Here is a 24,542-nt window from a genome sequence, read left to right on the forward strand (position 1 = left end):
ACTCCAAGGAGGTCGCTGTGGCAGCAAAATTTGGCGTGCTGGCCCTGGTCGAAGCCAAGGCGGGGAAGGAACAGGACGTCTGGGACTTCCTCAACGGGGGCCGCGAGATCGTGCTCAACGAGCCGGGAACCCGTACCTGGTACGCCTTCCGGGTCAATGAGAACACCTTCGGCATCTTCGACACCTTCGACACCGAGGAGGACCGTCAGGCCCACCTCACGGGCGCCATCCCGGCCGCCCTCGGCGAGCACGGTCCCGCACTGCTCGCCAAGGACCCGGACATCAAACTGATCGAACTCATCGCAGTGAAATAATCGCAGTGAAATAATCGCAGTGAAATAGCAGTGACATCACCGTGAAATAGCGGCGCCCGGGTCCCGGAATGGCCCGGTCCCCAATGTGACGCGGCGTTACCTTGCGTGAACTGGTGTTTCCGCACCGTTGTTCCGCAATGTGACGCCGCCCTATCGTCGATGCATGGCAATTCAGGACATTTACCCCACGGCGCTGCGCCTCCTCGGCCGTCCCGTGCTGGTGGTTGGGGCAGGACCCGTGGCCGCCCGGCGCACCAAGGGGCTGCTCGACGCCGGAGCCCGCGTCACCGTTGTGGCCCCGGTTGCCTGCCCGGCCCTGGCTGAACTTGCCGACGCCGGCCTCGTGAACTGGGAGCCCCGCCAGTACCGCCCCTCCGACATCGACGGTGTCTGGTTTGTCCAGACCGCCACCGGCGACGCCGCCGTGGATGCGCAGGTTTCGGCCGACGCCGAGGCGCAGCGCATCTGGTGCGTCAACGCCTCCGACCACGAAGCGTCCGCGGCCTGGACGCCCGCCGTCGCCGTGGTGGACGACGTGAAGATCGCCGTCAACGCCGGCGGGGACCCGCGCCGCGCCATGGCCCTGCGCGACGCCGTCGCCACCGCACTGGACACCGGGGACCTGCCGCTGCGCAGGCGCCGTGTCTCCGGCACAGGCGCCACCGGATCTGTTGCCCTCGTGGGCGGCGGTCCCGGCGACACCGGACTGATCACCGTGCGCGGCCGCCGGCTCCTGGGCCAGGCCGACGTCGTGGTCGCGGACCGGCTCGGCCCCCGCGAACTGCTCAACGAACTCGCCCCCGACGTCCGCGTGATCGAAGTCGGCAAGACTCCGGGCCACCATCCCGTCCCGCAGGCGGAAATCAACCGGATCCTGGTCGATGAGGCCCTGCAGGGCCACCGCGTGGTCCGGCTCAAGGGCGGCGACCCGTACGTTTTGGGCCGCGGCGGCGAGGAAGCAGAATTCTGCCGGCAGCACGGCGTCGAGGTGGAAGTGGTTTCCGGCGTCACGTCGGCCATCTCAGTCCCGGCCGCCGCGGGCATCCCCGTCACGCACCGCGGGCTCGCCAAAGGCTTCAGCGTGGTCACCGGCCACGAGGAACTCTCCGAGGTCCCGGCCCGCGCCGACCACACTGTGATCCTGCTCATGGGCGTGGGCCAGTTGCGCGATTCCGCAGCCTCCTTGGCCCGCGCCGGTTTGCCTCCGGAGACGCCTGTTGGCATCGTAGAGAATGGATACCTGCCAAACCAGCGGGTGACCATTGGAACTCTCGGGACCATCGCGGATCAGGCGGAGGCCGCCGGCGTCGCGAACCCCGCCGTGATCGTGATCGGCGACGTGGTCCGCGTCAGCCCGTTCGCGCCGTCGCACTTCAGGACCGCGGACTACAGCACCACCTCCCCGAACGCTCCCCGCACCACCAAGACCCGCGTACTGACCCCGTAAAGTCCGTCGATTGCTCCATAACTGCCGTTATCAAGCCTCAAAAGGGCGTTTGTGGAGCAACGGATGCAGAAGAAAAAGGAACACAGCCGTGTCAACGAACACCCCTGTAGGAACTGCCGCCCGCCCGCTGCGCGTCGCCGTCGTCGGCTCCGGTCCCGCCGGCGTCTACGCCGCGGACATCCTGACCAAGAGCGAGGCCGTCAAGAGCGGCGAGCTCACCGTCAGCATCGACCTCTTCGACCGCTACCCGGCACCCTACGGCCTGATCCGCTACGGCGTTGCCCCGGACCACCCCCGCATCAAGGGCATCGTCAACGCGCTGCACAAGGTCCTGGACCGCGGCGACATCCGTTTCTTCGGCAACGTGGACTACGGCACCGACCTGTCCATCGATGACCTCCGCACCCACTACGACGCCGTCATCTTCGCCACCGGCGCCATCAAGGACGCGGACCTGAACATCCCCGGCATCGAACTCGAGGGCTCCTACGGCGGCGCAGACTTCGTCTCCTGGTACGACGGCCACCCCGATGTGTCCCGCGAATGGCCGCTGGACGCCAAGGAAATCGCCGTGATCGGCAACGGCAACGTGGCCCTGGACGTGGCCCGCATGCTCTCCAAGCACGCCGACGACCTCCTGGTCTCCGAAATCCCGGACAACGTCTACGCCGGCCTGAAGTCCTCGCCCGTCACGGACGTGCACGTCTTCGGCCGCCGCGGCCCGGCCCAGGTTAAGTTCACGCCCCTGGAACTGCGCGAACTCTCGCACTCCAAGGACGTCGACATCATCCTCTACGCCGAGGACTTCGAGTTCGACGCCGAGTCCGACCGGCAGATCCAGAGCAACAACCAGACCAAGACCATGGTCGGCACGCTCACCAACTGGATCGCCGAGCAGCCCGAGGACCTCTCCGAACTCAAGGCCTCCCGCCGGCTGCACCTGCACTTCCTGCACAGCCCGGTCGAGGTGTACGGGGACAAAACCGGCGGAGCCGGTGCTCCCGGCCGCGTCGCAGGCATCAAGTTCGAGCGCACCGAACTGGACGGCACCGGCAACGCCCGCGGCACCGGCGAGTTTGTCGACTACCCGGTCCAGGCCGTGTACCGCGCCATCGGCTACTTTGGCTCCGCACTGCCCGAGGTCGAGTTCGACCACAGCAAGGGCGTTGTCCCGAACGACGGCGGCCGCGTCCTGGATGCCGCCGGCACCCACGTCCCCGGGATCTACGCGACCGGCTGGATAAAGCGCGGGCCGGTGGGACTGATCGGCCACACCAAGGGCGACGCCCTCGAAACCGTGACCTACCTGCTCGAGGACCGCGCCAACCTGCCGCTGGCCGCGGCACCCGCCCCGGAGAAGATTGTCGAACTCCTGGAGGGCCGCGGCATCCAGTACACAAGCTGGGAAGGCTGGCTGGCGCTCGACGCCCATGAGCGCGGCCTCGGCGAGACGGCGACGGCGGCCGGCCCGTCCTTCGGGGTCGAGGTCACCCGTGAGCGCATCAAGGTGGTCCCGCGCGAGGAAATGGTGGCAATCTCCCGCGGCGGAGTGGCCGCGGAGGTCTAGCCTCAACAGCACAGCGCCCGAAGCTTAGAGCAACGCGGGGTCACTCCGCGCCCTTCCCGGACGGGATTATGGGCGCGGAATGACCCCGCGTTGTTTGTTGTGGGTGGAAACCCGGGTGATAGTCAGTAGGCTTACCGTCATGAGGCTCCGTCACAGCAACGCGTCCGGCCGCGGGTACCGCCGGGTCCCCGCCGGGACCGGCTTCAGCTACAAGGATTTGGACGGGTCCACCCTGCCGCCGGGTCCCGTGCGGGACCGGCTTGAGGGCATCGGGATCCCGCCGGCCTGGACGGATGTCTGGATTGCCCCGTACGACAACGGACACATCCAGGCCACAGGTCTCGACGCCGTGGGCCGGCGGCAGTACATCTACCACCCGGGCTGGCGGGAACGGAAGGACCGGCTGAAGTTCGACCGTTCACTCCAGCTCGCCGAGACCCTGCCGGCCGCACGCCGCCTTGTGACCATGGACCTGCGCTCCGAAGGGCTGGGCCGCGAGCGGGTGCTGGCCGCCGCCTTCCGGATGCTCGACAGCGGATCGCTGCGGGTCGGCTCGGAGCGGTACACCAATGAAAACGGCAGCCACGGCCTCGCCACCCTGCTCTGCGCCCACGTCAAGGTGCACAAGAATGAGCTCCGGCTCAGTTTTCCCGCCAAGAGCGGCAAGACCTGGGAATCGCGGATCGACGACGCCGACCTCGCCGCCGTCGTGCGCCAGCTCAAGCGGCGCGGTGGCAAGGCACGGCTGCTCGCCTACAAGTCAGGCCGCCGCTGGCATCCGGTCTCCAGCGCGGACATCAACGAGTACGTTAAGGAGCGCACGGGGGAGGACTTCACGGCCAAGGACTTCCGCACCTTGCGGGGGACGGCGGCGGCGGCCGTCAGCCTGGCGCGCAGCGGCCCGCAGGCGAAGGTATCGGCCCGGAAGAGGGCGGTCAGCCGCGCCATGGTTGACGCGTCCGCGGTCCTGGGCAACACGCCCTCGATCGCCCGGAAAAGCTACGTGGATCCGCGGCTGCTGGACCACTTCGCCGCAGGGGAGACGATCGATGCCAGGCGGCTGGATTCCGCCGAATCCGAGATCCGTGCCCTGCTGTACCAGGAAGGCGACGTGGTTCCGCTACGGAAGGCCGCCGGCTAGCAGCACCGCAAGGGGCTACATCCGCCCGAAGCGCGCCCGCACCAAGGCGAACGCGCCGTAGGCAATGAAGCCCGTGCCGATCGCCAGGAGCAGGTACGGGCCGAACGGGTGGTCCCGCAGTGCCTTGAGGCTCCCGTCCAGGCCGGTGGAAGAACCGGGGTTGTTCGTGGCCGCGGCAATCACGAACAGCAGCCCGGTCAGAATCAGCGCCAGCCCTTTCGCGACGTGCCCGGTGACGCCGAGCATACTGATCAGCCTGCCGCGGCGGGTGCCCTCGAAATGGTGCAGCTCCTCCTTGAACTTCTTCCCGAAACCCTTGGCGATGAAGTACACGCCGATCCCGATGATGACCAGGCCCAGGCCGACCAGGGCCGGAACCCCGAACGGGGACCGGGCCAGGGCCGTGCTGAAGTCCCGCGTAGAGTCGCCGGAATCGCCGCGCTGGCCGAGCGCGAAGCCGGCGAAGCTCAACCCGACGCTGCCGTACGCGACGGCCAGGAAACCGGAGGAAATGAGCTTGCCCAGCCGCTCGCCGCGCGGCAGGTGCCGGGCCCGCAGGGTCGCCTCGCTAAGCTGCCAGAGCGAAAGCCCGGCGCACGCCGCGCACGAAGCCCACATGACGGCGGGACCCCAGGGGTTGGCCGCGAGCTGTTCGATGGCGCCGGTGGGGTCGGCCTGGCCGGGGACCCCCAACACCAGGGCGATGGCGATGGCCCCGATCACGATGTGAAGCAGCGCCATCACCGCGAAACCCGACCGTGCGGCGACGTCGAGCCAGATGCTGTTCGACGCCGCCTCGGCGGCGTCCGCGGCGCCGTCGATGACGGAATCGCTTCCTGACTTGTCATCTGCCGTAGCGATGCCGCTTAACCTCATCCGGTCCGGTGAAACTCTCTAGTGCCCACGGCGTTGTCCAGTGTTGTGCCCAGGGCGTTGGCTGTGGCCCTGATTCTACGCGCGCCGGCTCCCAGCGTCAGGCAGGAACGGCCGGCGCCAGGACCTTGGCCCTGTCCGCACTATGCCGGGCCCGCAGGATCACCTTGAACAGTTCGCCCAGGAGCAGCAGCACCACGGCCGGCACCAGGCAGATCAGCCACTGCGACCCGTTGAGCTGCACGGTGGCGAACAGGTCCTGCAGCACGCGCATCTGGGTGATCAGCATCGAGCCGACCACTGCCCAGCCGAACGCCCAAAGCAGCTTCGGGTTGGAGACCGTGGACGGGCCGAACGCGCTCTCCTCGGGGAATCGCAGGTTGAGGGCCACGGTAATGTTCATCAGTCCCAGGCCAACTATGGCCATGGTCTGCCCTACCTCCAGCGAACCGTAGCTGGCCTTGCCGATCTGCACGAGGACCAGTGTGGCGGCCGCCATGAACAGCCCGACGACGAACAGGCGCACCATCATCGACCGGACGATGATCGGCTGATTGAACGGACGGGGCTTGCGGTCCATGATGCCCGGCGTCGCGAGGTCCAGGCCCATCACGGCGCCGATGGGGGCGACGATCGCCATGTGGATCCACAGCACCTGGGCCGGGCTGAGCAGCGCGGTGCCGGCGATCGCGAACGCCGACGAGCCGATGAAGGCCAGGATGAACATGAACAGGTTGGCGACCTGGATGCGGATGAACTTCTGCAGGTTGTCGTACACGAGCCGGCCCTGCTCGACCGCGGTCACGATCGTGGCGAAGTTGTCGTCGGCGAGGATCATTTTGGCCGCGCCCTTGGCGACGTCCGTGCCGGTGATGCCCATCGCGATCCCGATGTCGGCCGCCGCGATGGCCGGCGCGTCGTTGACGCCGTCGCCGGTCATGGCGACGACGTTGCCCTTGCGCTTGAGCACTTCGACCAGCCGGACCTTGTGCTCGGGCGCCACGCGGGCGATCACACCGATCCCGTCCACCTGGCTGTCGGCCTCGGAATCGCTCATGGCCGCGAACTCGGCGCCCGTGACCGCGCGCCCCCGGATGCCGAGCTCGTCGGCGATCGCGGCCGCGGTGATGGCGTGGTCGCCGGTGATCATCCGGACCCGGATGCCGGCGTGTTTGGCCTTGGCGATGGCGGCTACGGCTTCGGCGCGCGGCGGGTCCACCTCGCCGATCAGCGCCGAAATCTCCAGATCCTGCATCAGCGCCATGAGGTCGCCCGAGGGCTGGAACGTGGCCGGGTCGAATTCGCGCTGGGCCAGGGCGAGCACCCGCCGTCCCTGGCTGGCGATCCGTTCGTTCGCGGCCAGCACCTTCCCGCGCATTTCCTCGGTGAGGGTCTCGGCCCGTCCGCCCGGCATCCGCCCGGACGAGGACCTGTTGAGGACGACGTCGGGTGCCCCCTTCACGTAGGCCCGGATCACGGGCTTGCCGTCGGCGCCCGGCATCAGGTGGAACGTGGCCATGAACTTGTAGTCGGAGTCAAAGGGCACGGACGCCACGCGCGGGTTGTTCCTGCGGAACTCGCGGACGTCCACGCCGCCCTTCTGCGCGAGCACGTACAGTGCCGCCTCGGTGGGATCGCCGATGACTTCGCCGTTTTCGATATCGGAGTCGTTGCACAGCGCGCAAGGGAACATCACGTAGTCCAGGTCGCGTTCGGCGTCGCCGGTGGTCCGCTGGACCTGGCCGTCGAAGCTGTAGCCCTCGCCGCTGACCGTGTAGTGGTGCTGGACGGTCACGACCTCCCGCACCGTCATCTGGTTCAGGGTCAGGGTGCCGGTCTTGTCTGAGTTGATGGCAGACGTGGAGCCGAGGGTCTCCACGGCGGGCAGGACCTTCATGATGGCGTTCTTCTTGGCCATGTTGACCGAGCCCACGGACAGGATTGTGGTGACGACGGCGGGAAGCGCGTCCGGGATGGAGCCGACCGCCAGGGCCACGCCGATCCCGAACAGCACCGCGAAGCTTTCGCCCTGGGCCAGGCCCATGACCACGATCGCGACGAAGGCGAAGAGGGCCGCGATGATGATGAAGATCGTGAGCCGGTCCACCTGCTTGGTGAGCGGGGTCTTCTCCTCCTTCTGGCCGGAGAGCATATGGGCGATGTGGCCGACTTCCGAGCCCATGCCCGTGGTGGTCACGAGGATCTCGCCGTGGCCCCGGGTGACGTTGGTGTTCATGAAGGCCATGTTCACGCGGTCGCCGATGCCGACGTCGTGCCGGCTGATGGCCCCGACTTCCTTCTCGACGGCGACGCTTTCGCCCGTCAGCGCGCCCTCTTCGACCTGGAGGGTCGCGGCCAGAATCACCCTGCCGTCGGCGGGGACGCGGTCACCGGCGTCGACCACCACGATGTCGCCGGGCACAATCTGCTCGGAGGGGATCTCCGCCATGTCACCGTCGCGGCGCACCTTGGCCATGGACTTCATCATCTGCCCCAGGGAAGCGGCGGCCGCCTCGGCCTTGCCTTCCTGGTGGTAGCCCAGCCACGCGTTGAACAGCGTCAGCAGGGCAAGCCCGATCGCGGTCCCGTACTCCTCGATCAGCAGGCTCACCAGGGCGGCGACGACGAGCACGATCTGCATGTAGTCCCGGTAGTGCTTGAAGAACCGCTTCCAGACCGGCTCCTGCTTCGCGGCGGCCAGGGCGTTGGGGCCGTACTCCTGCAGCCGCTGCTCGGCCTCTGCCGCGCTCAGCCCGCTGGCCGGGTCCACCCTCAGCTCGGACGCCACGTCCGCTGGTGCCATGGAGTACCAGGTTGCGTCCGCTTCGGTCGCGGCCAAGTCTGCTGCTGCTCCGGGATTGTCGGTCATGACTTTCCTCCTCGTGGCCGGGACGGTGCTCAGAAAGGTGTCGGGATGTGCCGGACGGCCAGCGTGGGCTCGCGGTAGTCGCCGGCCTTCTGGCGCTTGGGGAGCTCGACGTCGAGGCCCGGGAACGGCTCATAGGGCACCTGGCTGAGCAAGTGGCTGATGATGTTGAGCCGGCCCCGCTTCTTGACGTCGTTGTGCACGACGTACCACGGCGCCCAGGCGGTGTCAGTCGCTTCGAACATGGCGTCCCTGGCCCGGGAGTAGTCGTACCAACGTTTGTAGGACTTCAGATCCATGGGAGAGAGTTTCCAGGTCTTGCGGGGATCATCTATCCGGCTCTCCAGGCGCCGGGTCTGCTCGTCGGCGCTGACCTCGAGCCAGTACTTGATCAGGATGATTCCAGCATCGACCATCGCCTTCTCGAAGATCGGCGTCATGTTGAGGAACCTTTCGGTCTCCTCCGGGGTGCAGAAGTTCATCACGCGTTCCACACCGGCACGGTTGTACCAGCTGCGATCAAAGATGACCACCTCGCCGCCCGCCGGAAAGTGGGACATGTAGCGCTGGAGGTACATCTGGGATTTCTCCCGCTCCGTCGGGGTGGGGAGCGCCACCACCCGGAACACCCGGGGGCTCACCCGCTCGACGATGCGCTTGATCGTGCCGCCCTTGCCGGCCGTGTCGCGGCCTTCGAAGACGATGCAGACCTTGGCTCCCGTGGACTTCACCCACTCCTGCATGGCGACCAGCTCGCCTTGCAGGACGGCCATCTCCGCCTCGTACTCCTTGCGGGGCATTTTCTTCCGGGCCTGCTCGTCCTGTCCTTCGGCGCGCCTGGCCTTTTTCTTCTTCTTGCCCACCTTCGACCTCCTCGCGGCGTACTTGCTGAGGCAAAGCACAGCAGGCACCGCCGCACGCGGCGAGGCTGTCATCCGGCCGGACTGTCATCCGGCGAGACTGGCACCTTTGTCCGGGGACTGGGGTGCAAGCAGGTGACCCTTTTTCGGGCACCCTCGTGCAGCGTCCTACCACTCTTAGTGTTGACCGTGGCCCGGGCCCGGTCTACGGCCCTAAGACCCTATTGACGGGCCGCTGAGCCCCGCGCCGAAGTCGAGCCGGCCCCTGCTGCTGGGCGCAGGGACCGGCCGTCCGGACTCGGCGTTGAGGCCGACGGTGACGCGAATCCGCGTGCCCGCGGGCCAGGCTGTGAGGCCGGTGCGCGAGTGGCGGGCGCCACTGAGACAGAGCATCTTCCGGCCACCTTCGGAAAACCCTCGGCAACTACTCCTGCAGCCATTCGGCGCAGGAATTCAGGTTCCGCGTGACGCTCTCGACGGCGGCCGCCTCGTCGCGGGCGGCAATCGCGGCCACGAGTTCGTCGTGGCCCTCAAGCGGGAGGCCGTTGAATCCTGCTCGCCGCTGCTGGCGGAGCAGGTCATTGTGGAAAACTCCGCCAAAGCTGACATACAGCTCATGCAGCAGCGGGTTGGCGGACGTCTGCGCCACCCGCGCGTGGAAGTCCCAGTCGGCGCGGGCCCAGGCGGCGTAGTCTCCTGCCAGCCAGGCGTCCCGGCGTGCCGTGAGCAAATCGCGCAGGTCGGTGACGTCCTCAGCCGTCGCGTGGCGGGCGGCAAGGCGGGCGGCCTGGGTGTCCAGTCCGACCCGGACCTCCAGGATGTGCTCCTGGGAGTGGTCCTGGTACATCCGCTGCGTGGCGCCGGCGATCTCGCTCGTGGCGCGGACGTACGTGCCGTCCCCGCGCCGGACCTCGAGCATGCCGCTGTGCGCGAGCGCCTTGATGGCCTCGCGCAGGGTGCCGCGGGAGACCCCGAACGCGGCCATCAATTCCGGTTCGGCCGGAATGCGCTGCTGCAGCGGCCACTCGCCCGAGTGGATCAGTTCCCGGAGCTTGGCGGTGATTTCCTCCGCCAGCGGGGGCCGGTGCGAGGCGGTGAGAGTCATGGCCGGGTCCTTGCCTCGGAGCGCAGTTGGACGGAGCGCAGTTCGGCGGCCCGCCGTTCCTTCTCGCGCAGCTCTTTCGGCCCGGCCGACAGGAGATGGCCCACCACGATCTGGCCGAGGGCCACGGCCAGCAGCAGGGCCAGGGGCAGGGTCCAGGAGTTGGTGGCGCTGTGCAGCAGGCCCATGCCGAACGGACCGAGCGTCGCCAGCAGATAGCCGGCGGACTGGGCCACGGTGGACAGCGCGGTGGTCTCGGCCGTGGTGCGGCCGCTGCGGCTGATCATCACCATGACCAGCGGGAAGATGCCGAGCCCGAAGCCCAGCAGCACCGCGGTCAGCGGAGCCCAGGTAGCCGGCAGGACCAGCATGGCCAGGACGCCGAGGGCCATAGTGACGGTGGCCAGGTAGAACGCTGTGCGCAGCATCCGGGGGCGTGAGCCGACGGCCACCAGCACCATGCCGGCGGGAACGGAGACGAGCTGCATGAGTCCGAACATGAGCCCGCTGTCGGAGGCGGTGAGGCCCATCGTGGCCAGCATGTAGGGGAACCAGCTGAGCACGGCGTAGGCCAGGAGCGCCTGCACGGTGAATCCGAGGGTAATCAGCGCGCCGGTGCGGGTCCGCAGCAGGGGCCACGGGGAAACCCTGGCGGCCTTGCCGGCGGTTGCGTTGCGGTGGGCGTGGACCGCGATCGGGACGAAGCCGAGGCAGGCGCCCAGGGCAAGGAGGCCGATTGCGCCGACGCCCGCCGAAGGAGAGCCAAGGGCGGTGGCCATCGGAACGATCAGCACGGCGGTGACCGTGGCACCGGTGGTCATGGTCAACGTGTAGACGGCGGTCATGAGGGAGGTGCGGTCCGCGAAGTGCACCCTGATGAAGGACGGCATGGCCACGTTGCAGATAGCGAGCCCGGACATCCCCGCCACGGTCCCGGCCAGGAGCATTCCGGTGGACGGAACGCCGCGAAGCAGCAGACCCGCGGCCAGCATCACGAGGGAGAGCAGGATGGCTTTTTCCAGCCCCAGCTGCCGGGTGAGCCAGGACGTGGCGGCCCCGGCCACCGCGAAGCACAGCGTGGGGATCGAGGGGAGCAGGGCCGCGATGAAGGGGCCGTAGCCCAGGACGGCCTGCAGGTCGTGGAAGAGGGCGGCGGCGCCGGTGATCCCTGCGCGCAGGTTGAGCCCGATGAGCACGAGCGCCACGACGCCGGCCACGATCACCCCGCGCGGACGGCCGGCACCGGGTGGAGCTGTCTGGGAAAGTGCGGAAACCGCCGTGCTGCTAGCCATATCTAAAGGTTAGACGTTTGATGTTTGAGCGTCAGCCTTTAGTGGCGAATATCTCTGCGAGTGACAGCGGCTTTGGGGGCCGGGGTCGGGTTGGGCGGTGTGCCGTCAGCGCGGCTGCCGGGCGCTGAGCCGCTGCACCGCCAGCGCGAGCCAGAGCTGCACCCGGTCCGGTGTCTGGGCCGGGTCGTAGCCGGTGAGTTCGGTGATCTGCGCCAGCCGGTAGCGGACCGTATTGCGGTGCAGGGTGAGTTCCTCGGCGACAGCCGCGACGGAGCCGTTGTTGACGAGGTAGCTCTCCAGCGTGGCCATGAGTTCGGCGCCGTGGGCTGCGTCAAAGGCCCGCAGCGGGTTCAGCGATTCGTTGGCCATGTCCGCCAGCGGGACGTCTTCACTGGCCAGCAGCAGCGAAGTCAGGCTCAGCCGCTCCGGCTCGTTGACCGGCAGGCCGTGGCTGGACGCGTCGCGGGCCTCGAAATAGCTCCAGCGCAGGCCGTTGGGTTTGGTGTAGGCCCCGCCAATGCCGATCGTGGCGTGGATCCCGGCTTCGGCCAGATGGTCGCTGAGGCTGCGGGCCAGGGCGCTGGCGCCGCTGCCGTCGTCGGGCATCACCACCACGAGGTCCTTCCCGACGGCGGCGCTGACCGCCGCCTCGAGCGGCTGGGGCAGGGAGGAGCTCCCCAGCTGTTTCTGGTGGGCGGCCGACTCGGCGAGCAGGACCACGTTCTTGCGGGTGCTGTTGATCCCGACGCCGGCGAGGCGCCGGGTGGCTTCGCTGGACTCCAGCGTGCCGTGGATGACGTCGTCGAGGACCTGTCCGGCCAGGGCCCGCTGGGCCTGCCGCTGCTTGACCATGTTGTTCAGTTCAACGCTGATCAGGTTTTGGGCGTAGCCCACGATGCCCGAGTCCTCAAAGGGCTGCTTCACCCACAGCGTGCAGGCGTCGCGGCGGCCCGTGGGGATGGGGTAGGACGCCCAGCCCTCGGCCTTGGGCGCCGGGTGGCCGGGCACGCTGTTGTACAGCTGGGCGGTGAACTGGGTCAGGACGATCTCGGTCCGCAGCATCGAGCCCAGGTGCTTCAGGAGTTCGGCCAGGCCGCCACCGGTCAGCAGGGCCCGGGCCAGGATCTGGTGCCCGGCGATGAGCCGCTCAAGCTTCACCAGGTGGTCCGCGGACTGGGCGTCGGCCACGAGCTTACCGATCGCGATGAACGGCGTCTCGTAGGGCACTTCCACCACCGGCAACCCCCACCGGTTGGCCTCGGCGATCAGGGCCGGAGGTACGGCGTCGTGCGTCAGTCCTACCCCGAACCCGATTCCGACGGCCCCGGCCCGCTGGACCTGCCGCACGAAGCGGCGCTGTTCGGCGGCGCTCTTGAGCCGCATTCCGGTGGTCAGGATCAGTTCGCCGCCGTTGAGGAACCGCTGCGGGTCCTCCTGTTCGGTGACGGCCACCCAGAGGATGTCCTGGTGCCAGGTGGTTTCGGCGAGGCCGGCCTTGGTGAGATTCAGGGACGGAACTCCCAGCAGGGCAGCGAGTGAAATGGCCATGGATTCAGGATAGCCGGGTGCTGGTCAAGCGCACTAAACTCTTGCTGGCAAGGTGTGCAGGTGCCTATTCCCTGGCTTGCCCGGCTGGCATAGGCTCGTGACCAGTCACACACATCCGTCATTGGCAGTAAGAAAGAGGTTGTACACCGTGGTCCAAACCTTGCAGAACTTCATCAACGGCGAGTTCGTCACCCCCGCCGGCACAGGGATGCTGCCCATCGTCAACCCCACCAACGGCGACGTGGTGGCACAGTCGCCGATCTCGGTGCAGGCCGACGTCGACGCCGCCATGACGGCCGCCAAAGACGCCTTCAAGACCTGGAAGCACACCACGCCGGGGCAGCGGCAGCTCATGCTGCTCAAGCTCGCGGATGCCGTCGAGGCCAACAGCGACGAGCTCGTGGACGCACAGCACCGCAACACCGGCCAGGTCCGCTCCCTGATCGCCTCCGAGGAAGTGGCCGCGGGCGCCGACCAGCTGCGCTTCTTCGCCGGTGCCGCCCGCATCATGGAAGGCAAGTCTGCCGGCGAGTATTTTGAAGGCCACACCTCCTACGTTCGGCGCGAGCCGATCGGCGTCGTGGCCCAGGTTGCCCCGTGGAACTACCCGTTCCTCATGGCCATCTGGAAGATCGGGCCCGCCCTGGCCGCCGGCAACACCGTGGTCCTCAAGCCCTCGGACACCACCCCGGAGTCCACCCTGGTGCTGGCCCGGCTCGCCGGCGAGATCTTCCCGGCCGGCGTCCTGAACGTTGTCCTGGGCACCGGCGAGACCGGCGCCATGATGGTGGAGCACAAGGTCCCCGGCCTGGTCTCCATCACCGGTTCCGTCCGCGCCGGCATCGCCGTCGCCTCGGGCGCCGCCAAGGGACTCAAGCGCGCCCACCTGGAACTCGGCGGCAAGGCTCCGGCCATCGTGTTCGCCGACGCCGACATCAAGAAGAGCGCCGCGGCCATCGCCGAGTTCGCCTTCTTCAACGCCGGCCAGGACTGCACGGCCATTACGCGTGTCCTGGTCCAGGATTCGGTGCACGACGACGTCGTCGCCGCCATGGTGGAGCACACCAGGACCCTGCACACCGGCTCGCAGAACGATGAAGACAACTACTTCGGTCCGCTGAACAACGTCAACCACTTCAACGCGGTCACCTCCGTCGTCGAGCACCTGCCGGCGAACTGCAAGATCGAGACCGGCGGCCACCGTGCGGGCGAGAAGGGCTTCTTCTTCGAACCCACCATCGTCACGGGCGCCAAGCAGACCGATGACATCGTCCAGAAGGAAACGTTCGGCCCCGTCATCACGGTGCAGAAGTTCAGCACCGAGGACGAGGCAGTGGAACTGGCCAACGACGTCGAGTACGCCCTGGCGTCCAGCGTCTGGACGACCAACCACGGCACCGCCATGCGCCTGAGCCGCGACCTCGACTTCGGCGCCGTCTGGATCAACACCCACATTCTCCTCACCGCCGAAATGCCGCACGGTGGCTTCAAGCAGTCCGGCTACGGCAAGGACCTGTCCATGTACGGCGTGGAGGACTACACCCGCATCAAGCACGTCATGAGTGCGCTCGACGCATAACGCCGTCGCATAACGCGGATGCAGAACACAGCAGCCGCATAACTCAACCTGACGCATAACTCGCGCGCCTCAACCGCACGCTTAGGAAGGCCTTCCCATGACCACCACCGCACATGACATCACCTACCGGCTCGAGCAGAAGCGCCGCGTCCAGGCCGACTTCCCGGGCCCCAAGTCCGTTGCCCTGACCGAGCGCCGCAAGGCGGTCGTCGCGGCTGGTGTCGCGTCCAGCGTCCCGGTCTTCGTGGCCGACGCCGACGGCGGCATCATCCACGACGTCGACGGCAACTCCTTCATCGACCTCGGCTCCGGCATCGCGGTGACCAGCGTCGGCGCCTCGGACCCCGCCGTCGTCGGCGCCGTGAAGGAAGCCGTGGAGCACTTCACCCACACCTGCTTCATGGTCACGCCCTACGAGGGCTATGTCGCCGTCGCCGAGCAGCTGAACCGCCTGACCCCGGGCGACCACGAAAAGCGCACGGTGCTGTTCAACTCCGGCGCCGAGGCTGTCGAAAACGCCGTCAAGGTGGCCCGCCTGGCCACCGGCCGGGACGCCGTCGTCGCGTTCGACCACGCCTACCACGGCCGCACGAACCTGACCATGGCGCTGACCGCCAAGGCCATGCCGTACAAGACCAACTTCGGCCCGTTCGCGCCCGAGGTCTACCGCATGCCGATGAGCTACCCGTTCCGCGAGGAAAACCCGGAGATCACCGGCGCCGAGGCCGCCAAGCGCGCCATCACCATGATCGAGAAGCAGATCGGCGGCGAGCAGGTTGCCGCGATCATCATCGAGCCCATCCAGGGTGAGGGCGGCTTCATTGTCCCCGCCGATGGCTTCCTGCCCGCCCTGGCCGCCTGGGCCAAGGACAAGGGCATCGTCTTCATCGCCGACGAGGTCCAGTCCGGCTTCTGCCGCACCGGCGAATGGTTCGCCGTGAACCACGAGGGTGTTGTCCCGGACATCATCACCATGGCCAAGGGCATCGCCGGCGGCATGCCGCTCTCCGCCATCACCGGCCGCGCCGACCTCCTCGACGCCGTCCACCCGGGCGGCCTCGGCGGCACCTACGGCGGCAACCCGGTAGCCTGTGCGGCCGCGCTGGCCTCGATCGGCTCGATGGAGCAGTACGACCTCAACGCCCGTGCCAAGCACATCGAGGAGATCGCCCTCGGCAAGCTCCGCGAACTCGCCAACGAGCAGTCCGTGATAGGTGACGTCCGCGGCCGCGGCGCCATGCTCGCGATCGAGCTCGTCCAGGCCGGTTCCAAGGAACCCAACCCGGAGCTGACCAAGGCCGTGGCCGCAGCCTGCCTCAAGGAGGGTGTCATCATCCTCACCTGCGGCACCTACGGCAACGTCATCCGGCTGCTGCCGCCGCTGGTGATCAGCGACGAGCTGCTCCTGGACGGTCTCGCGGTCCTGGCCGCGGCCATCAAGGCCAACGCCTGATCCACCCCCTGAAACATGCCGCCGGGACGGCGATCCCTTCCCGGCGGCCGGCCTTCCGGTAAACGCAGGAGCCGCGGACACACCGTCCGCGGCTCCTGCGTTGTTTTTTGGTCCCGCGTCTTCCGACCCTGGCCCCGGGGCGGAAATCCGGGGCGCTATTTCCAGGCCGACGAATCCAGCTGGATCGCCACCACGTACAGGTGCTGGCCCTGCTCGATCTTTTCCACCTCAGAGACGCGAACCTTCGTCTCCGGGACCGTGCTCATCGGACGGCCGACGCCGATTCCGTAGCTCAGCACGCCCTCGAAGTCCCCGGCCGGCGCGTAGCTGGTGAGCGCCTGGTATCCGATTGCCGGTGGCGGCGCGCTGGTCACGGTGCTGGCCGTGCCATCCGCAGTGTGCGACTGGGCGCCCCGGAACGTTACCTCCAGGATGGTGCCCGTACCGGGCATCGGGATGGGCAGGCCGCTGCCGTCGGCGACGAGTTCGGGGACCACTTCGAGGTCGTAGCTGGGGAATCCGCCGGAGAACCGGAAGCTCAGCTGGTCATACGGCGGGGTGTCGGAGGGGTGCTGGCCCGCGCCGATCGCGTAGAGGGCTGGCAACGGGGACGCCGGCGGAGGCGCGATAGGCACCGGGTTCTGGTGGTCCGTGTGGATCGGTGTGGTCGGCCCGGGCACCGACCAGTCGTGGGCGACCGTCGAGGAAATCACCTTATCGCCAGGTTGCGGCGGTGCCGTTTCATCAGCGTCGCCGGTCGGCAACGGCCTCGCGGTGGCCGTGGTTGTCGGGGACTGCGACGGCGGCGGGCTGCCGGCCGCGGGCTGCGGGGCCGGCGTCGTGCAGGCGGTCAGGACCATCAGGAGCGCCAGGGTTCCCAGCCCCGCTGTCCGCGACCCGGTCCTGCGGTTGCGGATGGCGTTCATGGTCCTCTCCCCTCGACCATCCCAGCGTAGGCGCGGAAGATTGTGCTGCTCAGGGCCATTGGTCACCACCTTTCGGGGGGCTGCTGGACTAGAGTCATCCATATCCACTGCAGGAACGCAGACCGGCCGACGTCGCCCGGAACCCCCGGGGCGCAGCTGGCATCTGCCACAGACCCATAAGGGGTTCATACATGCGATACGTAGTCGGCTATACCCCCACCGAACGCGGCGCGGACGCCGTTGCCCTGGCGTCGGCCATGGCCCGGGCGCAGGGAGCGCATCTTGACCTGGTCTATGTGGTGGACCGGCACACGCCCTATGTGGCGATGAATCCGGAAGGCAGCCGGGTCAGCACCGCCGAGCAGCAGGTTATCTCCGCGGAACGCCAGGGAATGGAACTGGTCCCCGAGGGACTGGAGGCGCACTTCCACGTCCGCCAGGCGGAATCCTTCGCCGCAGGCCTTATCGACGCCGCCCTCGAATACCGGGCCGGCCTGATCGTGGTGGGGGCAGCAAGCAACGGGCTCTTCAAGCGGCACACCGTGGGCAGCGTGGCCAGCGCCCTCCTGCACGCCGCCCCGGTCCCGGTGGCACTGGCGCCGCGCGGTTACCGCCGGACCGAGGCCGTCACGCGGCTGACCCTCGCCGTGGGCCAGCGCGTCGGAGCGGAGGCAGCGATCGACGTCGCGATTGAATCCGCCCAACGCCGCGGAGTGCCGCTTCGGCTGGTTTCCCTCGTGGAACTCGACGTAGAGGGCGACGGCGGGGAAAACGTCAACGCCGCCCACATCCACGCCAACACCGTCCTGGCAGCGGCCGCCCAGCGTCTGCCCGAAGGCCACCACGCCAGCGTGGAGGTGGCCCACGGCCGCTCGATCGAGGAAGCAATCGACGACCTGGAATGGGACGACGGCGAGGTCATGATCGTGGGGTCCTCCCGCCTGGCGGAGAAGTACAAGCTGTTCATCGGCAGCACTGCCAACAAGGTGCTGCGGGCACTCCCCGTCCCGATGGTCGTGGTTCCGCGCGACTACCAGCGGGTGGACACCTTCCCGGAAGTCTAGGTCCCGGAGGCCTGGGGCCGCGGTGCAAGGACCGCCCAGTACGCCGGAATGCTGCCGGGCGGTCCGCCGGGCTCCATCGGCACTGTCCTCAGGACGGTGGAGCCCTCCGCGATGAGGGTCCAGCGGTCAGCGGGGAACACACGCGCGCGCTGCCCTGCGCCGAAATGGCCCGGTTTCGGCAGGGCGGAAATGGCCTGGCGGAGAGGTCCCGGGATCTGCCCGCCCGTGGCGCCGAGGCCCCTGAGGTAACTTAGCGCGCCGCCCGGGACGTTCGTCTCGACGAGGTAGACCCGTCCCCGGGCGCCGAGGAGGACTTCGATGGAGCCCGCCAGGCGGGCCTGCCGTCGCCGGTCCAGGACGTGAAACACACCGCGCACAAAGACGTTGGCGTCGCCGGGTTCGCGGGCCAGCGCCGCCGCTGCGGCCGGCCGCGTGGCATCCAGGCTCCGGAAACTGAGGCCGGGAATGCCCGGGTGCGCGGATTGTGCTGCCGCCACGGCCCCGGGGGAGACGTCCACGCCCAGGACCGTGGGGAAGATTTCGGTGAGCCGCCGGGTGATGGCGCCGTTCCCGCAGCCGAGATCGATCACCGGAAGGCCGGTGTCCATTGTGCCGGCCATCGTCTGCAGATGGTGACGGACCTCCTCGTTGCCGTCGCCGGGGGCCGCATCCCAGATGATCGCTTCCGTAAGGGATCCCTGCGACACGCCGCGCCAGAAGGCATCCCAGCGCCGGTCCGGGCGCCGCGGACGGTGCAAAGACAGGGCGGCGACCCTGGCCGCGAGCCGGATCGTGTCCGCAGCCCTGCCTATGGCGTTCCCGGTTATGCCCGTCCCGTGCGCGCCCGACGTGTGGGTGCCTGTCTTCTGTGTGCCCGTCTTCTGGGTGCCTGTCTTCTCGGTTCCGCTCACGCGACGGCGCCGTCCCGGTGCGCCAGCAGATCCGTCATGCCCTCGACAGGCAGCGGACGGCTGAAGAAGTAGCCCTGGCCGAATTCGCAGTTCAGCTGCCGGAGCCTGTTCGCTTGCTCGCTGTCCTCGATGCCCTCGGCGACGGCGCCGAGGCCGGCCGAATGGATCAGTTGCAGGATGGCCGCGACGAAGGTCTCCTGTTGCCGGTCGGTGGTCAGCCCGTCGAGCAGGGACTTGTCGATCTTGGCCTGCGTGACAGGCAGCGTGCGCAGGTAGCTGATGGACGAATAGCCTGTGCCGAAGTCGTCAATCTCGATCCGGACGCCGAGGTCATTGAGCGATTTCATCGTGGCTGCCACTTCCGGACCGCCCCGCATGATCGCGGTTTCGGTGATTTCGATGGAGACATTGCGGGGTTCGACGCCGTGGCGGGCCAACAGGGTTTCGACGTAGGGGGCCAGATCGACGTGGTGCAGGTCCGCCGGTGAGAGGTTGATGTGCGTGCTGAAGCCCGCTGGAAGCCCGGGTTCGGACTTCCATCTGCCGGTTTGGGCGATGGCGTTCCGGAGCACCCAGTGCCCGATTTCCACCGTGAGCCCGGCTTCGTCGGCGGCGTCGAGGAAGGTATCGGGCGCCAGCAGGCCCAGGGCGGGGTGCCGCCAGCGGATCAGGGCCTCGGCGCCGGCGATGGTGCCGGTGCGCAGATCCATGATGGGCTGGTATTCCAGTTCGAGCTGGTCCGTCGCGAGCGCTGTCCGCAGTTCCGCCACCTGGTGGACCCGCTGCTTGGCAGCCTCGTGCATCGCCGCGGAAAACATCAGGAGCGTGTCGCGGCCACGTTTCTTGGCCTCGTGCATGGCGATGTCGGCATCGCGGATAAGCTCCTCGCTGCGCAGGCCAGGTTCCCCCAGCCGGACCCCGGTGCCGGCCGTGAGGGCGATCGCGACGCCGCCGGCGACGATTCTGGCCTTCAGCGATTCGCCGAGCCGGGCCGCGATCTGCAGCACGGCCTCCGGGTCCTGGTCCGCCACGAGCACGGCGAACTCATCACCGCTCAGGCGTGCGATCAGGTGGCCGGGCCCGGCCGCAGCGCTCAACCGCAGCGCCGCCTCCCGCAGCACGGCGTCCCCCGCACCGTGGCCGAGGCTGTCGTTGATGAGCCGGAAGGAGTCGAGGTCCAGCAGGATGAGGGCCGGCTGGTGTCCGGCCCCGGTCTGGGCTCCGGCTACGGCCTCGGCCGCTTTTTCCTGCAGCAGGGAGCGGCTGGCCAGTCCGGTCAGCTCATCGGTATTGATGACGCGCCGGAGTTCGGCCTTGGCTGCTTCCAGCAGGGCGGTCCGTTCGGCGACCCGGACTTCCAGGTCTTCGTACATGCTTTGGAGTTCTTCGGCCAGCAGGTTGATGCCGGTCGTTACGGCGTCAATGCCGTCCCGTGCCGGGGACACTGGCAGGCGGTTCGACAGATCGCCCGAGGACAGTACGACGATGCCGTCCACGAGTTCCTCGAGGCGGCGGTCATCATCATTCCCCGTCATGGCCCTGCGAGGTCAGCCAGCGGACCGCTTCATCGCCGTTGGTGAAAAAGCGTGTCGGAACCGGCGCGGAATTGACGCCCAGGAAGAAGTTGGCCAGCACCCGGTCCACGGCGGACGAGCCAAGGAGCGCGATGGCCGAGGCGTCGCAGCGCTTGGCGAACACGGCCCGGGCGGCCCGGCTGACGGACTGCGTGGTGGCCATGTCGATCAGCAGCGGCGTGGGCCGGCCGCCGCACAGTTCATTGACGCGGTCCATGGCCAGCTGTGCGTTGGGCGCATCAATCACGATGCCCCGGGCCCACTCCAGGCGCAAGATGCCGCTGTTGTCGAAGTCCAGGGACGAGATATCCCGCCCGCTTGGAGTTCCACGGTCCTCTATTGGCACCAGCAATCCTCAATTCCGCCCCAAAGTGTCCATTCATGATGACACTAGTGCACGGCGGGCGTGGTGTGCAGGACGCCGGCCGGCGGAGTTGAGTGCCGCCTACGCGGTGGCGCGGGCCAGTTTCCGGGTCACGGAGTTCTTCCGGGCAGTGAGCAGCATGTCCACGGTCAGGATCAGCAGGGCCAGCCAGACCACGCCGAAGCCGATCCAGCGGTCAAGTGTCATGGCCTCCTTGAACACGACGAGCGCCACGATGAACTGCAGGACGGGTGCGAAGTACTGCAGCAGGCCAATCGTGGTCATCGGCAGCCGGCGGGCGGAGGCGCCGAAGAACAGCAACGGCACTGCGGTGATCACGCCCGATGCCACGAGGAGCCAAAAATGCCCGGCACCGTTGGAGGCCAGGCTTGCCGCCCCGCTGACCGCGAGGACGATCATGGTGGCCGCAGCCACCGGGGCCAGCACGATCGTCTCCACCGTGAGGCTGGTGATGGCGTCCGCTCGCGGGCCAACGCGTTTCTTGACGAATCCGTAAAGGCCGAAGCTGAACGCCAGCGTCAGGGCGATCCAGGGGAGCTTGCCGTAGGAGACTGTCAGCACGCCGACGGCGATGAAACCGATTCCGACGGCGGCCCACTGCAGCGGCCGCAGCTTCTCCTTCAGGACAAAGACCCCCAGCAGGACCGAGACCAGCGGGTTGATGAAGTAGCCCAGGGAAGCCTCGACGGCCTGGCCGGTGGTCACGCCGTAGGTATACGTCAGCCAGTTCACCGCGATCAGCGCCGCGGCGATGGCCAGCGGGCCGATCACCGTCCGGTTCCGGAACGCGGCGCCGAGCACCCGCCAGGACCGGGTGACGGTGATCAGCAGGATGCAGAAAATCAGCGACCAGACCACCCGGTTCGCCACGATTTCGACCGCGCCGGCCGGACGCAGGACATAGAAGTACAGGGGCAGCAGCCCCCAGAGCCCGTAGGCGCCGATGCCGAACAGGATCCCCGCCGTCGTGTCCTTGTCTACCGGTGCCGGTCCCGCCGGCCGGACGGGGCCGGGGCCTGCGGCAGCGGCGGGGACGGGCGGCGCCGTCGGCGGGGCGGGAGAGAAGGATCCTTCGGGATTAGGCACAAGACCAATAACACCATCTGCGCTGCGCCTATTCCTTCCAATTGGGCGCAGGCGAGCCGGCGACATTTAGAATAGGGGCCTGTGCGCTGTATCTACTGGCGCTGTCCCTAAGGATCAGAAGGGCTCCCGGTGTCCAACTCGGCCGAATCCACATCCACCCGTCCCCTCCGCGTCGCGATTGTTGGCGCCGGTCCGGCCGGCGTCTACGCCGCGGACATCCTGACGAAGTCCAATGAGGTCAAGGACGGCGACTTCCAGGTCAGCATCGATCTCTTCGAGGCCTACCCGGCCCCGTACGGCCTGATACGCTACGGCGTGGCCCCTGACCATCCGCGGATCAAGGGAATCGTCAACGCGCTGCACAAGGTACTGGACCGCGGCGACATCCGGTTCCTCGGCAACGTCACGTACGGCCGGGACCTGACGCTGCACGATTTCCGCGCCTTCTACGACGCCGTCATCTTCTCCACCGGAGCCATCAAGGACGCGGACCTGGACATTCCCGGGATCGGCCTGGAGGGTTCCTTCGGCGGGGCAGACTTCGTCTCCTGGTACGACGGCCACCCGGACGTGCCGCGGGAATGGCCGCTGGAGGCCAAGGAGATTGCCGTGATCGGCAACGGCAACGTGGCCCTGGACGTCGCCCGCATGCTGGTCAAGCACGCCGATGAACTCCTGGTCACCGAAATCCCGGACAACGTCTACCGGGCGCTGAAGGATTCCCCGGTCACCGACGTCCACGTCTTTGGCCGCCGCGGCCCGGCCCAGGTGAAGTTCACGCCTCTGGAGCTGCGCGAACTCAGCCACGCCCGGGACGTGGACATCGTCCTGTATCCGGAGGACTTCGAGTTCGACGAGGCCTCGGACGAGGCGATCCGCAGCAACAACCAGATCCGGACCATGGTCAACACCCTGACGAACTGGCTCGTCGAGGAGCATACCGAGGCCGAGGAACCGTCCTCGCGCCGGCTGCACCTGCATTTCCTGCACAGCCCGGTGGAGGTGTACGAGGACGCCGCGAACCCCGGCAAGGTCGCGGGCATCAAGTTCGAACGCATGCAGCTGGACGGCACAGGAAACGTCAAGGGCAGCGGGGAGTTCCTCGACTACCCGGTCCAGGCCGTCTACCGCGCCATCGGCTACCACGGCTCGCCGCTGGATGAGCTGGAATACGATGCCCGCCGCGGCGTTGTCCCCAACGAAGGCGGCCGCGTCCTGGACGCCGAAGGCAACCCCGTCCCCGGGATCTACGCCACGGGCTGGATCAAGCGCGGGCCCGTCGGGCTGATCGGCCATACCAAGGGCGACGCCCTCGAGACCATCGGCTTCCTCCTGGAGGACCGGCTGACCCTGCCGCCGGCACAGAACCCGGACCCCCAGGCCATCATCGACCTGCTGGAGGAGCGCGGCATCGAATACACCACGTGGGAAGGGTGGATCAAGCTCGATGCCCACGAGCTCGCCCTCGGCGCCGAATGGTCCGCGGCGGAGTCCGCCAACGGGATCGAACGGGAGCGGATCAAGGTGGTGCCGCGCGAGGACATGATCGAGATTTCCCGCGGCTAGGCATGTCGCCTCATTCCGCTGCGTGATGGCTGGAAAAAAGTGTCGGCACGCGGCTGCCTGCGTGCCAGAATCCTCACATGACCAAGGAACGCAGTGAACTGAAGAGCACCGGATACGAGATCTTCATCGGTATCCTCTCGATCCTGTCGATCGTCAATCTCGTGCTCCTGTATGTCGTGCAGGACGCGTCGCTCGATACCGTGCTCACCGTGATGAACGCCATCTTCAGCGTGATCTTCCTCGCCGACTTCCTCTACCGGATCTTCACGGCGCCCTCGGCGGGTGCTTACTTCTTCAAGCACTTCGGCTGGGCCGACCTGTTGGCCAGCGTGCCCGTTGCCCAATTCAAGATCCTGCGTATCTTCCGGCTGATCCGTGTCTACCGTCTGCTCCGCGAGGTCGGCGTCCACACGATCGGCCGCGCGCTGATGAAAGACCGGGCCGGCAGCTCCCTGTACATACTGCTGCTCATGGGCATTTTGGTCCTGGAATTCGGCAGCTTCACGATGCTCCGGGTCGAGCAATACGCCCCAGGGGCCAACATCACGAGCGCCTCGGACGCCATCTGGTACACGATCGTCACGATCTCGACAGTTGGCTACGGTGACCAGTATCCGGTCACCGATGTGGGTCGGGTCATCGGGTCAGGCATCATCGTCCTCGGTGTCGGCATCTTCGGCACGTTCACCGGCTACCTCGCCAACTTCTTCCTGGCTCCCAAGACTCCCGCGCCGCCCGTCGATAAGGCCGACGCCGGTACCGCGACGGTCGAAGGACTCCGCCTGCGCCTGGAAGCATCCGAAGCCAAGCTCACCGAAATCAGAAAGCTGCTCGTCGAGCCAACGTAGTGGCCGAACCAACCCAGTGAACGCCTGGTCCCGCCCGGCGTCCGGACGTAGAATCTTCACGGACACCGACGGCCGCGGCGGGCACCGGGCCGCCGCGATTCCCGCGCATAGTCCCGCGCCGTTCATGCCGTGCCGTTGGT

General features: G+C 67.7%; 20 protein-coding genes. 9 read left to right on the forward strand and 11 right to left on the reverse strand.

Going from position 1 to position 24,542, the window contains the following annotated elements:
* Nucleotides 1–17 precede the first annotated feature (17 nt).
* The 4 genes from AB4089_RS02390 (at nucleotide 18) to AB4089_RS02405 (ending at nucleotide 4,469) form a co-directional block, all read left to right on the forward strand.
* Nucleotides 18–314, forward strand: a complete 297-nt coding sequence (locus AB4089_RS02390; RefSeq protein ID WP_390204128.1) for a putative quinol monooxygenase — start codon at nucleotides 18–20, stop codon at nucleotides 312–314.
* A 163-nt stretch (nucleotides 315–477) separates the two neighbouring features.
* Complete coding sequence (gene cobA / locus AB4089_RS02395; protein WP_441407732.1) at nucleotides 478–1,761, forward strand: uroporphyrinogen-III C-methyltransferase; 1,284 nt, start codon at nucleotides 478–480, stop codon at nucleotides 1,759–1,761.
* An 88-nt stretch (nucleotides 1,762–1,849) separates the two neighbouring features.
* The gene (locus tag AB4089_RS02400) at nucleotides 1,850–3,328 is read left to right on the forward strand and encodes an FAD-dependent oxidoreductase (RefSeq protein WP_441407733.1); all 1,479 of its coding nucleotides are present in this window, start codon (nucleotides 1,850–1,852) and stop codon (nucleotides 3,326–3,328) included.
* A 139-nt stretch (nucleotides 3,329–3,467) separates the two neighbouring features.
* Nucleotides 3,468–4,469, forward strand: a complete 1,002-nt coding sequence (locus tag AB4089_RS02405; RefSeq protein ID WP_441407734.1) for a DNA topoisomerase IB — start codon at nucleotides 3,468–3,470, stop codon at nucleotides 4,467–4,469.
* A 15-nt stretch (nucleotides 4,470–4,484) separates the two neighbouring features.
* Here AB4089_RS02405 and AB4089_RS02410 read toward each other — a convergent pair whose 3' ends face one another.
* From AB4089_RS02410 to AB4089_RS02435, 6 genes are all read right to left on the reverse strand, one after another.
* Nucleotides 4,485–5,345, reverse strand: coding sequence for a DUF1206 domain-containing protein (locus tag AB4089_RS02410; RefSeq protein ID WP_441407735.1), 861 nt, complete (start codon nucleotides 5,343–5,345; stop codon nucleotides 4,485–4,487).
* A 97-nt stretch (nucleotides 5,346–5,442) separates the two neighbouring features.
* Nucleotides 5,443–8,211, reverse strand: coding sequence for a cation-translocating P-type ATPase (locus AB4089_RS02415; RefSeq protein WP_441407736.1), 2,769 nt, complete (start codon nucleotides 8,209–8,211; stop codon nucleotides 5,443–5,445).
* A 29-nt stretch (nucleotides 8,212–8,240) separates the two neighbouring features.
* Nucleotides 8,241–9,071 (reverse strand): polyphosphate kinase 2, encoded by an 831-nt coding sequence (gene ppk2, locus AB4089_RS02420; protein ID WP_441407737.1) that lies wholly within the window; start codon nucleotides 9,069–9,071, stop codon nucleotides 8,241–8,243.
* A 421-nt stretch (nucleotides 9,072–9,492) separates the two neighbouring features.
* A complete protein-coding gene (locus AB4089_RS02425) occupies nucleotides 9,493–10,173 on the reverse strand; it encodes a FadR/GntR family transcriptional regulator (protein ID WP_441407738.1) in 681 nt (226 codons plus the stop codon).
* A complete protein-coding gene (locus tag AB4089_RS02430; protein ID WP_441407739.1) occupies nucleotides 10,170–11,462 on the reverse strand; it encodes an MFS transporter in 1,293 nt (430 codons plus the stop codon). Before AB4089_RS02430 ends, AB4089_RS02425 begins: the two co-directional genes overlap by 4 nt.
* Before the next feature lie 105 nt (nucleotides 11,463–11,567).
* Nucleotides 11,568–13,010 (reverse strand): PucR family transcriptional regulator, encoded by a 1,443-nt coding sequence (locus AB4089_RS02435; RefSeq protein WP_441407740.1) that lies wholly within the window; start codon nucleotides 13,008–13,010, stop codon nucleotides 11,568–11,570.
* 148 nt (nucleotides 13,011–13,158) lie between these two features.
* On the opposite strand from AB4089_RS02435, the gene AB4089_RS02440 reads away from it, so the two are divergent.
* Both AB4089_RS02440 and gabT read left to right on the forward strand, forming a co-directional pair.
* A complete protein-coding gene (locus AB4089_RS02440; RefSeq protein WP_441407741.1) occupies nucleotides 13,159–14,589 on the forward strand; it encodes a gamma-aminobutyraldehyde dehydrogenase in 1,431 nt (476 codons plus the stop codon).
* A 97-nt stretch (nucleotides 14,590–14,686) separates the two neighbouring features.
* Nucleotides 14,687–16,042, forward strand: coding sequence for a 4-aminobutyrate--2-oxoglutarate transaminase (gene gabT / locus AB4089_RS02445; protein WP_441407742.1), 1,356 nt, complete (start codon nucleotides 14,687–14,689; stop codon nucleotides 16,040–16,042).
* A 155-nt stretch (nucleotides 16,043–16,197) separates the two neighbouring features.
* Here gabT and AB4089_RS02450 read toward each other — a convergent pair whose 3' ends face one another.
* Entirely contained in the window at nucleotides 16,198–16,968 is a 771-nt protein-coding gene (locus AB4089_RS02450) for an AMIN-like domain-containing (lipo)protein (RefSeq protein WP_441407743.1), read from the reverse strand.
* A 191-nt stretch (nucleotides 16,969–17,159) separates the two neighbouring features.
* Between AB4089_RS02450 and AB4089_RS02455 the strand changes: the two genes are divergently transcribed.
* The gene (locus AB4089_RS02455; RefSeq protein WP_441407744.1) at nucleotides 17,160–18,032 is read left to right on the forward strand and encodes a universal stress protein; all 873 of its coding nucleotides are present in this window, start codon (nucleotides 17,160–17,162) and stop codon (nucleotides 18,030–18,032) included.
* Here AB4089_RS02455 and AB4089_RS02460 read toward each other — a convergent pair.
* From AB4089_RS02460 to rarD, 4 genes are all read right to left on the reverse strand, one after another.
* Nucleotides 18,029–18,943: a class I SAM-dependent methyltransferase gene (locus tag AB4089_RS02460; RefSeq protein ID WP_441407745.1), complete on the reverse strand. Its 915-nt coding sequence runs from the start codon at nucleotides 18,941–18,943 to the stop codon at nucleotides 18,029–18,031. The genes AB4089_RS02455 and AB4089_RS02460 overlap by 4 nt on opposite strands.
* Nucleotides 18,940–20,478, reverse strand: a complete 1,539-nt coding sequence (locus AB4089_RS02465; protein WP_441407746.1) for a putative bifunctional diguanylate cyclase/phosphodiesterase — start codon at nucleotides 20,476–20,478, stop codon at nucleotides 18,940–18,942. The genes AB4089_RS02460 and AB4089_RS02465 overlap by 4 nt, the downstream gene beginning before the upstream one ends.
* Entirely contained in the window at nucleotides 20,465–20,869 is a 405-nt protein-coding gene (locus AB4089_RS02470; protein ID WP_441407747.1) for a DUF7793 family protein, read from the reverse strand. The genes AB4089_RS02465 and AB4089_RS02470 overlap by 14 nt, the downstream gene beginning before the upstream one ends.
* Before the next feature lie 93 nt (nucleotides 20,870–20,962).
* Entirely contained in the window at nucleotides 20,963–21,988 is a 1,026-nt protein-coding gene (gene rarD / locus AB4089_RS02475) for an EamA family transporter RarD (protein WP_441407748.1), read from the reverse strand.
* A gap of 129 nt (nucleotides 21,989–22,117) precedes the next feature.
* Here rarD and AB4089_RS02480 point away from each other — a divergent pair, with 129 nt between their 5' ends.
* Together AB4089_RS02480 and AB4089_RS02485 are read left to right on the forward strand one after the other, a co-directional pair.
* The gene (locus AB4089_RS02480; protein ID WP_441407749.1) at nucleotides 22,118–23,554 is read left to right on the forward strand and encodes an FAD-dependent oxidoreductase; all 1,437 of its coding nucleotides are present in this window, start codon (nucleotides 22,118–22,120) and stop codon (nucleotides 23,552–23,554) included.
* 77 nt (nucleotides 23,555–23,631) lie between these two features.
* Nucleotides 23,632–24,402, forward strand: coding sequence for an ion transporter (locus AB4089_RS02485; protein WP_441407750.1), 771 nt, complete (start codon nucleotides 23,632–23,634; stop codon nucleotides 24,400–24,402).
* The last annotated feature ends 140 nt before the right edge of the window (nucleotides 24,403–24,542 follow it).

It is taken from the genome of Arthrobacter sp. 2MCAF15 (assembly GCF_052115605.1).
In the GTDB taxonomy this organism is placed as follows: domain Bacteria; phylum Actinomycetota; class Actinomycetes; order Actinomycetales; family Micrococcaceae; genus Arthrobacter.